Origin of the sequence: Rariglobus hedericola (assembly GCF_007559335.1) — a bacterium.
GTDB lineage: Bacteria > Verrucomicrobiota > Verrucomicrobiia > Opitutales > Opitutaceae > Rariglobus > Rariglobus hedericola.
In genome coordinates, this window is sequence record NZ_VMBG01000002.1 from 14,660 (window position 1) to 29,690 (window position 15,031).

The window sequence follows — 15,031 nt, forward strand, 5'->3', positions numbered from 1 at the left end:
GTGGGCGTGGAAACATTGATGAACATGCCCAACGGTCCGAGTTCGCTAAAGGCGAGGCGGACGGTGAAGCCCGCCATGCCGGCAACTTTGAAGCCACCCTGCACGCCGATGAAAAGGACGCGGTCCACAATCTGGGACTCGGGGGTATTCTCATCGCCCAGCGCGAAGTTGCCGGTGGTGGGCTCGGTGATCTTGAGGATGCCGCCGATGAGGCCGCCGGTGATTTCGCCGCCGCTGAGCTGACCGGAGACGGACACGCCGAGGGAGGCGATGCCGATGACGGGGAACTTGCCGGCGAGGAGCAGGGACGGCTTGATTTCGATGCCCTCAACCACGCCGCTGAAATTCAGGCTGCTCGCGCCCGAAAGGCCGACGACGGCAGCGGACAGGATGATTGTGAAGTCACCAGGGGAAGTCTCGAAGTTCGACCATTTGAGGCCGATGCTCGTGATACGAATGGGCAGCCAGCTGGGCCACTTGAAGTTGGAGCCATCGGCACCGCCGATGCGGATCGCGACACTGAAGGGCTTGGTAGCGTCGGTCGGGCTGCCGGTCTTAAAGTCACCGTCGGCGGTAATGTAGAAGTTGCGGGCTTCGCCGCCGAGTTCGAGCGAGCCGATCTTGATATCAACCGAGATCAGGGCAAAGGCGACGAGGGACTCGGTGCCCGTTGCAGTCGTATCCAAGGAGAAGCCGACCGCGTTGAAGGTCAGCATGCTGCCGAGTTTCAGCTGGAGCGTATCGACCTGGAAGATGAAGCCGCTGACCTGGCCATTGCTAAAGGTGAGCTCGGCGCGAAGGGCTTCGGTGTTCTGGGTGCCGTCGGAGTTGCGATCGTCGGCCGTGTTGCGGTCGGTGATGCGAGCGGAGAAGGCGCTGCTGCCGGGGAAGAAGGCGGCGCCACCCGAAGCGATATAAATGCTGCCGTTGAAGGCCGGCTGGGCGGAACCGTCGAAGTTGACGCTAAAGTTGGTGACGCCGATGCGGATGTCGTCGAACTCGAGGATCGAGCCGATCTTGATCTTGGCGCCGGCGGTGCCTGTCGTGCGCGTGGCGGTGGTGGCGCCCGGAACGTCCATGCCGTAAGCGAGCTGGGCTTGGCCGAGAGTGAAGCCGTTCGACCGGATAACGATGCCGGGGATCAGCGCGTTGTTCGGATTGTTCGGCTCGGTGTCGTAAGGCGTGAGGCTGCCGGAGAGATCAAGCGACGGGAACGCGATCAGCACGGAATCGATGCGCACGAGTTCCTGATTCGCAGCACCGTTCGGATCATATTGGATGCGAATGCCGGTGGCGGTGACGAGGAAGGTGTCCGGAACGAGGATCTTCAGGCTGGCGACGTCGAGGGAGAATTTGCCGGTCGAGGAGATCGAGAAGTTACCGGGCAGGCCGATCGCGAGGTCGAAGGTGGCGCGGATGCCGACCAGATCGGCGGTGACACCGGAAGAGGTCTGGGCACCGGCGGAAGAGGCACCACCAAAGGCGAGGCTGGCGGTCTCGATGGAAATGACGACGGTCAGCACAACCTTACCATTGCTGAAGCCAAAATCGGCCAGAGAGATGGACGGATTGATCAGCTTCAGCGGTCCGAGATTGATGACCGTGGCTTCGGAGGCCGCCGCGCCACCGACGGCGATGGTGATCGTTTCGCTGAACGCGAAGTTGCGCGAAGAAGGAATGTTCGTGGAGGCCGTCGTCGCGAACGAGTTCGCAGCGAAGTTGACCTTCACAACACCGGCTTGGAAGAGACCGGAGAGATTGGCGGTATTACTGTCCTGCAGATAATAGCGGTAGGTATTCCCGTAGAGCAGCGTGGGGGCACCGGCGCGAACCGTGGCATCCAGAACACCGCTGCCCGTGAGAGTGATTTCGCCACCGTTGATGGTGGACGCGTCGATCACATTGCCGTCGCGGCTGAAGAAGGTGATGTCGATGTAACCGAGCTTGTTCATCGAAATCACGCTGACCGCATTATCCGTGGAGATCGAAGTGAGGCGGGCGGAAGGAGGTGCGCCGAGGACACCGGTGGAGCTGACGCTGCCACCCGTGAAGGTGCCGCCGTTGCTGGCCGCAGCCGCCGGGGCGAAGGCCACGAAGCGCTGGGTAGATGCGAGCGGCAGCGCGTTGGTGGAACCGGAATTGTCGGTCCAGGAGCCGGCTTGGAACTCGACGGTGTATTCCGCATCAACTGTGAAGCTGCCCGTGAAGGTGTAGCGATAGGTGTTGCCGGTGACCTTGGTGCCCACGCCGCTGAGAACGATGGTGTCGCTGATGTCCACGCCGTTGCGGTAGATCTTAAACTCGCGACCGGCGTCCGTAATGGTGGCAAGGTCGAGACCCACACCATTCACGTCATTGAAGATGACGTCGATGTAGTGGCGGGCGTTCAGGGTCTCGCGGTTGATGACCGCGTTGTTGAACGGATTGGTGAGTTCAGCCGTAAGCGGACGGCGGTTGAGCGCGTTGAGAGCATTAACCAATATCGTCAGATCCTGGCCAGCGATGCTGGCGCTCGTGATCGTGAGATCTTGGAGGCGGAACCCGTCGATCTTCGAGATGCGGAAGGCGGCGCGACCGCCGAGGGCGAAGTCAGGAGCGGCGAGATTAGAGCCGATCTTGATCGATGCGGACGGGATGGTGATGTTGACCGTTCCGCCGGGCAGAGGCTGGACAGTGACCGTGCCGGAAAGCTGGAAGGCGCCGGGAACCGTGATCGTGAGCGAACCGCTGAAGATCGGCGCATCGCTCGCATCGGCAAACACAAGGCTCACGTTGCGCGTGTTGGTGCCATCGAATACCGAGATGGTTTGCGATCCCGTGCCGGTAGCGGGGATAGCGGCACCGGTGCGGTTCATCGCCACACCGAAACGGAGGCCGACCGAGGAAGCGGCCACGTCCAAGCCGGAAAGACCGACAAAGCCCACGGAGCCGGCACCGCTGAAAGCGTATTTGCCCGCGGCGTTGGTGAACACGACCATGCCAAAATCGATGTCGAAGATGCGCAGGCCGATCGCATCGGGGTTCAAGCCGCCGCCCGCGAGACGATACGGACCCTGACCGATGAACACTTCGCCGGCGGCGATGCCGAGGGTGAATTTATTGGCGGTGCGGGTGAAGGCAAAGTTACCGCGCACTTCAAGCACGTCGACGATCGAGAGACCGACATTGCTGCCCGTGAACTGGAGGAAGCTGACACCGGAAGCAGCGACTTCGGCTGCGGAGAATTTCAGGGTGATCGTTTCGCCATCGAGAATCGCAACCTGATCCACCGCGTTGGCGGTTTCGTTGATGCGCAGGGTCATCATCGCGCTGAATACAATGCCATCGACGCCTACGAGCGTGACCAGACCCGTGATACGACCAATCATCTTGCCGTCCGTGCCCTTTATCAGGAACGCGGTGCCGCTGGTGAGCTGGAGGCCGATGCGGTCGCTGCTGATATTATCACCGATGAACAGCGTGATATTATTACCCACGATCACCTGGGTGGAGACGCCGCCGATGGTGGCATTCTTGAAGCTGAAATCGCCTTCGAGCGTCACACCGGGAATGGTGACGGAGAGATTATTCGCGACGATGCGAGTGTAAGTGCCGGCTTCGAGCTGAACGGTGCCGAACACGCCGGTGGCGGTGATCGCGGCGCCCGTGCTGTTGAACTCCAGTTTGAGTTCGGCTTCGGCGGTAAAGAAAGGAGGAATCGCGGCCGAGGCGATGAAGCTGAGCGAACCAGCGGTGCCGGTCGAAGTGAGAACAAAAATGCCGCGGGCGTTGGTGATGCTGAGCGGCGTGCCACCGGTGCCGTTGCCGCTGAACGAGCCGATCGAAATCTCGCTGGCGGAAAGAATGACCTGACGGTTGCCGCTGGTGTCGTTGTATTGCTCGAAGGAGAAGCGGCCGGACAAGGTGACTCCGAGAATGTTGAGGCTGAGGGGCGAAGCTGCGACGCTGATATACGGCCCGGCGCGGACGTTCAACACGATGGTGCTGTCACCAAGGGTAAACGTCTCATTCACGGCGGTCGCACCGGTATTAAAGGTGACCGTGAAGGTGCTCGGGTTGAGCGTCAGGCCGGGGACATTCTGCAGAACCGCGGTCGCAACCAAGGTGCCGGCGGTGCTGGTGACGGTGGTGCCGCCGGTGACAGCCGACGAGATGAGGAAGGCACCGGACCCGTTATAAATACTGACGAAGGTCGTGCTGTTGCTGCCGAGGCTGGCGGAGAAATTGGCGATCGCGACGCGGATGACGCTGAGACCGCTGGTCGTCGTGGTCTTCGAGAAGCTAAAGTCGCCGCCCACGCGGACCAAGCCGGCGAGATCGGTCTGCACGCCATACGCGGTGAACGCCATGTAAGGCGTGGCGCGGGTGCCGGCGGCCATCGTGAGATTTGCGGTCAGGCCCTTGGAGGTAAGCGTGCGGGGGGTCGCGGTGTAGTCGATGCCGCTGGTGTTATACTGGAACTTCAGGGAGGAGGCCGTGGCGTTCACGAAGCCGCCGCCGCTGAGGGCAAAGCTGCCGGACACTTCGAGCGAAACGGTGCGGTTGGTCTTCACGACCAGGCCGAGAATACCGTTGCTCAGCGCAACACTGAAGCTGCCGACCGAAAGAGAGGTCGCGACGTTGTTGGCAATGATAACGAGCTCGGAGCCGACCTTGTCGAAGGAGAAGTTTCCGCGGAAGGTGAAGAAGTCACCGAGGCTGAAATCGATGAGACCGGAGAGGCTCAGGAAATTCTTAAGCGACGGCAGGTTGAAATCGAGGTTCAGGTCGAAGTTCGGGAGCGACAGATTGACGTTCGGGAACGAAATGCTCGGAAGCGTGATGTTCGGGAGCGAGATGTTCGGCAGGTTGAAGGACGGCAGATAAGCCGCGAAGTCAGGAAGCGACAGGGACGGAAGCGCGAGCGACGGTAGCGAGAAGCTGGGGAGGTTGAACGATGGCAGCGACGGAACGGTCAGGTCGATGTAGGGGAAGGCGCCGAGGTTGAGATCGAGCGACGGCAGGCTGAGGCCGAAGCTGACATCAAACATGTTGAAGTTAAGCGGCAGGTTGAGCGGCAGCAGCTTGAAGTTGCCGATCAGGGGCGTGACGCCATCGGCCTCGGTGAGGGCGAGCTTGCCGATCTTGACCATACCGGCGGCACCGGAAACTCCGCCGATATTGGCAACGATCACGGCGCCGCTGATTTCGCTGATGCGGAGCATCGCACCGCCCGGGGCGGAACCTACGGTGATGGCGGCGGCGGCGTTGGTGACCGTGATCAGGAACGCGGACTGAACATTACCGAGGACGGTGATGGAGCTCTTGGTAATACCGAAGCGACCGGTAAGCGTGAGGTCCAAGGTGCCGGCAACGCCGACCGTGATCGCGAGATCAGCCTGGACGGAGAAGAAGTTGCGGTTGGCCAGCGAGGTGTAGTCAAAGAAGATCGCGCCGATGGTAGCCTTGATCGCGGTGCCGGTGGTGTTGATACCGATGACGGCGCCGGTGGCGGCGACGGAGATGCCGGGGATCGCGGAACCATCGGATTGGAGCAGCGTGATGGATCCGATGCGGAGGAGACCGGCGATGCCCGCGGCGTTGATCAGAAACGCACCGTTGATGTTGGTGGCGGAGAGCTTGATGCCATCGGTGGAGGTGCCGGCAGTGATGGAGGTATTGGCATTCGTGATGCCGACCTTGATCACGGTGGTGGCGAGATTGTTAACGAACACCGAAGCACGTTCGAAGGTGAAGGTGCCGTTGAGCACGACCGCGCCGATCGCGGTGGTCAGGCCGACTTCAAGAATACCGCCGACTGCGAGGAACTGATACTTATCGGCAGTCGTGTAGGCCAAGGTGACCGAACCAATCGTGGCGGAAACCGCGGCACCAGTGGTATTGAAATCGAGGGTGCCCGTCGTGACCGTTGCAGTCAGACCGGTGACGCCCGTCAGCGTAATCGCGCCGACCGTGAGGCTACCGGCAACACCTGCACTGGTGATGATCAGGCCGCCGGTGAGTCCGGTGACATTAAGCGAAACGGTGCCGACGGTGAGGCTGGTGGAAAGTCCGGTCGCAGACAGGCGAATAACCGTGGTGCTGACATTGTTGACCGTGAGCGTGGAGCGCTGGAATGCGATCGCACCGGTGAGCGTGGCCACCACCGGACCGACATTGAGGCCGAGCGCAATCGTGCCGGAGACGGCGAGGAAGTTGCGCTGGTCGGCGCCCGCGAAAGTGAAGGACTGGCCACCCAAGGTGGCGGCAAGATCGGCGCCCGTGGTGTTGATATCGAGCTTGAGCGCAGAACCCGTGGCGGTCACGCCGGTGACGCCAGTGAGAGCGATCGCACCGACCGTGACGGAACCACCGAAGCCTGCGCCGTTGAGCAGGAACACGCCGTTGATGTTGGTGGCGGTCAGGGCGACTCCACCGAGCGACAGGGAGGTGGAGCCACTCGAAACCGCGACGGTGATGATGCTCGTCGAAACCGCGTTAACGGTCTGGCTAACTTTCTCGAAGGAGAACGTGCCGGCCAGCGTGGCGGAAACACCCGAGACGGAGATGGCCAGGCTGGCGGTGCCGGTGATCGAAATGAAATCGTATTTGTTGGCCGCGGTGTAATCGAAGGAGCCGGTGCCTACGTCGGCACTAATACCCGCGCCCGTGGTGTTGACCTGAAGCGTGAGCGCCGAGAGCTCGAAGGTGAAGCCGCTGAAAGCGGTGCCGTCAGGACGGGTCACCGTCACCGAGGCGACGTTCAACAGGCCGGCGAGACCCGTGGAGCGAAGGACCAAGGCGCCGTTGATGCCACCAAAGGTAAGGCGGGCGCCGGTCGATCCGGAACCGACGGTCAACGCGAGAGCGGCCTCTTCGGCCTGAAGCAGAATAACGGATTCAGCAGTGCCGCCGCTGATCGAAACCGTGAGCTGGGTGAAGCTGAAGCGACCGGTCAGCGAGGCGCTGACGCCGGTGGTAGCGAGACCGAGGTCCAGATCGGCCGAGACACTAAAGAAGTTGAATTCTTGCGTATCGGTGAAGGCAAGTTCGATGCCGTCGATGTTGGCCTCGACCGCGGCACCGGTCTTGTTGAACTGAAGGACAATGTTCGAGGCGGTCGCGGTCACACCGGTGATGCCGGTCAGCGCAAGGCTGGTAACCGTAAAGGAACCGGAAGCGCCGAGGCTGGTGACGAGAATCGCCCCGTCGATATCGGTGAGTGCGAGGGTGACTCCACCGGCGACCAGGCTGGCAGTCGCATTCTGGATCGATATACCGATCACCGAATCGGTAAAGCCATTGACCGAGGTATTCTGCTGGCGGAACCCGATGGTGCCGGTGAATCCGACGGCGGCGGCGCCCGTGCCGACCGTGACCGTCATGGTGCCCATGAAGGCGATGAAATTGTGTTGATCCGCTCCGGCGTAAGTGAAGTCCAGCGCGCCGGTGCTGACCGCGGCGTCCGCGCCCGTGGTGTTAAATTGAAGGGTGGCGCTGGTGACAGTAAGTGCCAGACCGGTAACTTGGGAAAGAACTGCAGAACTGACAGTGAGCTTGCCGGCGGCACCGGCGGACGTGATTAGAAACGCACCGGTGATACCGGTCAGGGCGAGCTTGGGTCCGGTGGTGCTGCCGGTAACCAAGCTCATGTAACCCGCGCTCACGCTGGCGCGGATTACAGGAGAGGTGACGGTATTGATTGAGATGCCGGTGCGTTCAAAGGTGTAGAAGCCGCCGATTTCGAGGGCGGTTCCATTTACAACGAGCCCGAAAAGAACGGTCGCCTGAATCGCGACGAAGTTACGGCGATCGGTCGCGCTGTAATCAAACGCGACCGAACCCAGAGTGCCGGCGACCGCCGCACCCGTGGTGTTGAACTCAAGCGTAGTCGTGGTGTTGGCCACCGTAGTGAGCGTGAGGCCGGGAACGCCGAGCAGCTGAATCTGGCCAACCGTAAGTTTGCCCGCGGTGCCGGCGGTGCCATTGGCGCCAATCAGGAGAATACCGGAGATATTCGTGGCACGAAGCGTGACGCCGCCGGCTTTAAATTCGAGGACGCCGTTGGCAACCGTGACGCGACGGAAGCTCATGGCGGTGCCAAAAGCTTCATCGGCCGATGCGTAGGTGAAGTCACCCGTGAGGATGAGATTATCACCGACGCTCAGATTCAGGCCGGCCACCGAAACATTGGTGCCGTTGACGGAGATCGAAATGGTCAGCGTGGTCGTTTCGTTGATCTCGATGCTCAGGCCTTGAGCGGTGTTGTCCGCGGTGTTGGCGGTGATGTCCACGTGACCGGAAACCGAGGCGGCTCCACCCGCGCTCACGCTGGCGTCACCGGTGCCTTGGAAGGCGTAAGTTTTGGTGCCTTGGGAATCACTAAGGACCGCGAGGATGAAGGCGGCGTTGGAGATCGTGCCGGTGCCGGTGACGTTGCCCGAGATACCGGTCCCACCGAACACGATGCTCGAGGTGCCACCGGAAGCGGAAGGATTATAATCCATGGCCAGACCCAGGGAGTTAAAGGTCGCGAAACTGCCGATGGTCAGAAGCGAAGTATCGAGACGGATACGGAACGAGCCCGTCTCAAGATCATAACCGCCGGTGACTGCGAAGCTGTCGGCATCGCCGCCATCGGATACCGTCAAGGTCAAGCCACTGCCCAAGGAAAGCGTCGCGGTGCCGGAATTGATATTCACCATGCCGGTGAGCGCACCACCGGTGGTATAGTTAACAGCCGTAAGGGTGATGGTCGGAGCAGCGATGCTCACAAAGGAACCCAGAGAGAATCCAGCGGCGATGGTTCCGGTGGCGCTATCAATCGAGAAACCATTCTGGCGAATACGCAGGTTCTGGATCGTGGCGGTGGCATTGTTGAGCGGGATCAGCGTCACGCCAACCGAAGCAATGGTCAGCAATTCCTGGGTGGCGGCACCAAACGGATTATAGGTGAAGGTCGCGGTGCTGAGGGTCGCGTTGAGGAAACCGGGGATGCTCAAGGCCGCCTGGTCAATCGTCAGAGCGAAGATGCGGGTGTTCAGGTCAAAGGTTCCGGAAACCGCATTCGTGTCATTGAGATCGGCACCGTCCGAGAGGACCGCCGTCAGCACGGAACCCAGCGCGAGCGAACCGCCGGTCGCACTGAAGGTCAGCGTGCCCGCGAGAACCGAAGGCGTCGCGGTGCTGTAATTGAAGTTTTGAAGACTGACCGTCACGCCCGTGGCCGTGAGCACACCGGCAAAATTCACGCTGGTGGGATTGAGCGTGGCGTCAGCGAACGATACGCCGTCCTTGCGAATCTGCAGATTGGTGATCGCAACGGAGAGGTTATCCAGCGCGAGCAGGCGGACCGCAGCCGTCGAGACCGTTGCGATAACCGAGGCTGCACCCAAATCGATGGTGACGTTGGTGGCACTTACCTGAAGCGAGTTCGCAAGGGTCAGCTCCAAACCACCGATGGTAATGATCAAGCCGCCCAAGGCGCTCGAGGAGCCAAGCGAGAACGAAGCGATGATATTCAGCGCACTCGTGGTGATGATCGAGTTGCCGGGGAAGAGCGTAAGGCTGCCAACTGAGAGGGTGATCGAACCCGTAACCGGCGTGGTGACGTTTGAGCGGTCGACCACGAAGTCGACGACCGTGAGCTTGAGATTGCCCAAGCGGACGAAGCTCTGGAAATCAACCGTGCCAGTTACAGCGAGTTCCAAGGTGCCGATGGTGAAGCCGGTGCGACGCAGAACGAAGCTGTCAATGGAACCCGAAAGAAGCGGGAAGAGCGGCGAGCTGACCGCGACGCTGGAAATCGTGGCGAGAATGGCGGCACCCGGAGTCAGCGTGATATTACTGAAGGCGAGTTTGAGGGCGTCACCGATCCGAAGATCCAGGCTCGTAACTACGATCTTCAGTTTTGCGGAATCAGACAGATCGTAGTAAGCACTCACGCCCGTGAAGGTGGAGTGAAGGAATCCAAACGAGGGGAAGAGCGCCAAGCCGGACAAGGAAAGCGTGATCGTGCCGGCAACCACCGGCGTGGGTCCGTAGGTATAAGAGAAGTTGGCCAGGTTGAAGGTGGCGCCACTAAAGGTCAGGAAATCACCAATCGTGTCCCCTAGCCCACCGGTCGTGCTGCCCGGCATGGTGACCGTGAGATCAGCCAGCGTGAAGCCCGTGCTAGAAATAACGAGATTCGTCAGAGAAGCCGTAGGCAGTGCGGCGATCGACGGGAAGGAAAGGGTCGCCGTGGCCAGCGTAGCGAGAGTCGTTGCGTTCGGCGTGAAATCAAAATTGGTGGCGGAAATCTTGAAGGCCTCGCCGAATGCCAAGTCCAAAGTCGCGAAATGGAACTTCAGAGAACCGGTGGAAAGGAGCCCCGAGCCGAGATCGTAGCTGGCAACCAAACCGGTAAAGGAAGTGGTGAAGAAGCTGCCGTTCGGGAAGAGCGCGAACTGGCCAACGGAAAGCGTGATCGTTCCCGCGACGGTGCCGAGCTCACGATTCACCGAGAAACCGGCGATAGTGAAATCGAGGTTTCCAACCGTGGCGAAACCGCCGAGAGAAACCGGTCCATTCACGTGGATCGTCACGTCAGGAAGGGAGAAAGCCAGCTTGCTGAGTTCGAAGCTCGTAAAAATGCCCGACAGGCTGGGCATGCCTGGAACGCGGAAAACAACGTTGGAGAAAACCGCCATCACATCCAACGACGGACTGAGATTGAAGGAGGGCAGATCGACCTCGATGAATTCACCGATGCGAACCGTGATCGCCGGAATGCTCAGGGTCAGAGAATTGGGAACACTCAGGTCGTAGGTGCCGAGAAGCGTGCCGAGGTTAAGTTTAAGGAAACCGATGGACGGGAAGAGAACGGCACCGGTAACCGCGAGATCAATGGATCCATTGATCGCGGGCGCGGAACCGTAAACAAAGGAGACGTCCGTGACGGTGAGGCTGAGGCTGTCGACCTTGAGCACGGAACCAAAGGTATCATTGAAGGCGACGAGCGCCGCAACCGGCGTGGTCAGCGTGACGCTGCCCAAGGTAAACCCGGTGCGCTTAAGAACGATGTTGGTAACCGAAATCGGGGTGACTCCCGAGAACTGGGCGGCACCGATCGAAGCCGTCGCCAAGGTGGCGAGAGGATCGGTCAGGCCGGCATGGGGATTGAAGGTGATCGTGGAAGCCGAGATCTTGATTGCGCTGGCAACGATGATTTCAACAGCAGCGGCTTCGATGCTGAGCGAACCGGTCGGCGAAGAACCGCCGAGATCGAAGCCAAGAGTAAGACCGGTCGCAGTCGCGCGAAGGAGGCTGCTGGAAGGATAGACCGTAAGACTGGACGCGGTGGCGGTCACCGAACCGGAAACCGTGGCGCCGCCAGGAGCGAAATTGACGTCAAGGTTAGCGACAACCATCTGCAAACCAGAAACCGTCAGGAAATCACCGATCGTGGCGACGCCACCGCCAGAAACACTCAGGGTGGCATCGGAAACCGAGAACCCGTCACGACGAACCGTGAAGTCCGTCAAGGTGACCGGACCGACCTCACTAAAGAGAGGGGAAGAAATCGTGGCGCTCGCCGTGCTGATCAGGGTCTGGTTGGCGGCGGAGCTGGAAGGATCAAAATTGAGAACGACGTTGGATGCGGAGACCTTGAGCGCATCACCAACGTTCAGGGTGGTCTGATCCAAGGTCAGAGAATAGGTGCTCGTTGCGGTATTATATATACCGTTAACGGCAAACCGGTCTGAATCGGAGCCGTCGGTGATCGATGCCGAGAAGGCCTGACCTTCAAAAAGGCTGGCGGAACCGGCAGTGATCTGGACGCTACCGCCAAATGCACCTGAGTTGTAGGTGATATTGGCAAACGAAACCCAGACATCGGACAGCTTAGCGACATCGCCCAACTGGAGGTTCAATCCACCAAAAGAGACATCACCAGAAAATTGGCCGGCAGCGATCGCGGCGAACTTGTCGGCGATAAAGGTTTCTAATGAGGTCGGCGCGGTTGCGCGGACGACCAACTGGATGCGGTCGGCTTTTTGAACGACCTCAAAACAGAGCGAACCGTTGGCAAAGGTCTGGCCGGTGATGTGGTCGAAGCGACCCGTTGCGGAACCAAACGTGATGATATCAAAAGTGTCACCGATGGTCGGCGTGTAGCCGCTGCCATAAAGAGAGAGCGCGAGCGTGCCTCCAAAATTGGCGGCGCCGGTAACATTGACTTGGTCGTGGCCAGTTCCAGGGGTGAGGCCACCAATTTCGATTTCGAGCACGCCATCCGAAGACTGGCTGAAGCTGGCGAAGGTATCGATGCCCGGGGAATTGCCCGGCGCGAAGGTTCCGTTGTTTATCAACGCAAGAGCGTAGGTGCCCTTACCGTTGAGTCGCTCATCGGATGCGATTGTAAGTTCTGACTGATCCTGCTGAAGAGTAACAGTTTGGGATTCTGGCGGACCGTTGCCCGAATTAAGGGTTACTATCAGTTGAGTAACGAGAGGATCCGTGGCCGGGCTGGCCGGCGTGGGTTCATCGGAAGGGGTCAATGCATCCACTTCCTGGCTAAAGCAGGAAACCGGAACGACCGCAGCATTCTCAGCAGCGGGGGCTTCTTCAACCGTAGGTGCCGACTCCGGGGAACCGATCGACACAGGAGGTGTCAGGTCGATACCTTCAAAAATATTCTCAGCCTGACCCGAAGGATTGGGCAACACAGCCGACTCGGAAGCGTGTCCAGCAGACACATATTCTACGGTCGTATTCGTGAGCTGACTCGCAGAATCGGCGGTATACGCCGGAAGCGGAGTGGCCGAAAGGAGCATGCGCGTCTCCAGAGCCTCCAAACTAAAGGAGGCGGAACTCAGACGAGAGTCTGATCGCAAGCTACTCACGCAGTGCAGTTATTCACAAATTAACAAGTTACTCGGATGACACTGCCTTTTGAGAAAAAGGGGTAAACACCTTTTTTACAGAATACCCATGCATTAGGCAGACTAATTCTGCGCCATCGGAGCGGGGCCCCATGGCAACATCAGAAATATCCCTTTGAAGACTCATATTTGGTCGATGGTCTGGCTCGGAATCAGTGCTTCAGACAACTGCTGGTCTTGGGCCATAACCAAACGCCTTTGACGATAAGACTGCGATTCAGCGGATTTTTGTGCGCGGCGGATCGCCCAACCGATCCAATACGACTGCCTGTTTCCGGCTTTGCGAATACCCAAATCCAAGATCTTCCGTTCCCACGAACTCAGGAAGCGCTCGGCCAAATCATCCTCCAGGCTGGCAAAAAGACGGGTGCTCCCGGGATCGCCTTGGCGTCCCGCACGACCGCACAACTGGCGGTCAATTCGGCCCGATTCGTGTGCCTCGGTCAGGATAACATGGAGTCCACCCGCCGCGGCGACCCCGCCACCGAGCCGGATATCCGTTCCGCGACCCGCCATATTCGTGGCCACCGTGATCACTCCCGCATCGCCTGCCAGATTGATAATCGCCGCCTCCTCACTGTGGCGATTCGCGTTGAGCAAGCTGAAGTGCAGCCCGCGGGCAGATAATAAAGCTCCCAGGTGTTCGCTCGATGCCACACTCCGCGTGCCGATCAAAACCGGACGCCCTTGCTCATGGAGGTCGGCTACTTCGGAGACAATCGCCGCCCATTTTTCGGCCGCGGTATTAAAATAACGGGGAGCCCACATATGGCGCCGGTTGGGCCGATGGGGCGGAACTGAGAGAATGGGCAGCCCATAAACCCGCCAGAACTCCCCTGCCCCCTCGAAAGCCGTTCCCGTGATGCCACTTAAACGCTTAAACAACCGGTAGAACCGCTGAAAGCTCAGCCGCGCCATCGTTTCGGAGGGTTGGGTAATCTCCACGCCTTCCTTCGCTTGCACGGCTTGGTGCAAGCCCAGTCGCCAGCTGCGGCCGGGCATCATGCGTCCGGTGGATTCGTCCACGATCACGATCTCCCCCTTAACCACCACATACTGGCGGTCTCGCAGGAAGAAATGCCTCGCTTGCAGGGCTTGGTTGACCAGTCCCTCCATCCAGACGGCACGTTGAAAGGGCCCGTTCGCCTGCTGGGCGCACCATTCTGAAACCAGCGCGCGCCCCTCTTCATTGATGCGCACATCCTTAAAGCGTTGATCAATTTCGTAGTGATCACCTTCGAGCAATCCTGACGCAAACCGGTCGGCCGAGGTCATCACGGCGATCAATTCGGCATTGGCCTGCGGACGACTGATGATCAATGGCGTGACCGCTTCATCGATCAGCTGATTATCCGCCTCATCCACGATAGCCGTGTGCAATCCTCGTAACACGACCTGATTTTCGGTGGCTCCCGGCTGGTGAACCAAACGTCCCACCATGCGGCGTTCCGGTTCCGCGAGCGATCCCAACACCAGTCGATCACGCAGGAAATCCGCGACCAACTCCTTGCCCGTCGTATAAACAATTTCCGCCTGATACGCGCTACGTCGCGCGGCCGGATCGAGTTCGGCGGTAACTGCGGCGACTTCGAGCCCGCAATGGGCGTAAAATCCACGCAGGCCCGACGCATCGCGGCCCGCGAGGTAATCGTTCGCCGTGATCACATGCACGGTCCGGCCCTGCCAGCCACAGACAGCGGCGGCTAAGGCGATGGTCAGGGTTTTGCCTTCACCTGTTGCCATTTCTACCAAGTGCCCGCGGGCGATGCCCAGCGCGCCCATCAACTGGACGGGATACGGGCGCAGCCCAAGTGAACGATAAGCATACTCCGCCACAAACGGCAGCGCGGCGGCAAACACGTCCGCCCACCGTTCGCCCAAGCCATACCGGCGCACGTTTTCACGGTGCCCGTTGAGTTGGGTCGCCAGCTCGGACTCGGACAATCCGCGGAGTTTTTCCGCTTCCACATGGATGCGAAAAGCCTGCTCCTTGAGATCGGCGGCCACGCTTGCCCGCCGCCGCCAACGGCCGTGCGTTTGATGCACCCAAGCATCAAGCCCGGTGGGCAGATTCTCCAAAATCGGCACTTCCGTGCGCCGCACTTCCGTCAATGGCGCAGACATCG

Annotated in this window: 2 protein-coding genes (1 of these 2 only partly in view); both read right to left on the minus strand. The window is 59.9% G+C overall.

All coding sequences use genetic code 11. The features are described 5' to 3' along the window. Window positions 1-12,719 carry part of the coding region annotated (locus tag FPL22_RS10475; protein ID WP_203235146.1) for a beta strand repeat-containing protein on the minus strand (this coding region is incomplete at its 3' end). 14,659 nt of the annotated region lie to the left of the window's left edge, so 12,719 of the 27,378 annotated nt are shown. Window positions 12,720-13,028: 309 nt separating this feature from the next. Then, window positions 13,029-15,029, minus strand: coding sequence for a preprotein translocase subunit SecA (locus tag FPL22_RS10485; RefSeq protein WP_144230307.1), 2,001 nt, complete (start codon window positions 15,027-15,029; stop codon window positions 13,029-13,031). Window positions 15,030-15,031: the final 2 nt, after the last annotated feature.

Coding starts and splice junctions, on each gene's coding strand:
- FPL22_RS10485 (WP_144230307.1), bottom strand. CDS start 15,029: ATGTCTGCGCCATTGACGGAAGTGCGGCGCACGGAAGTGCCGATTTTG.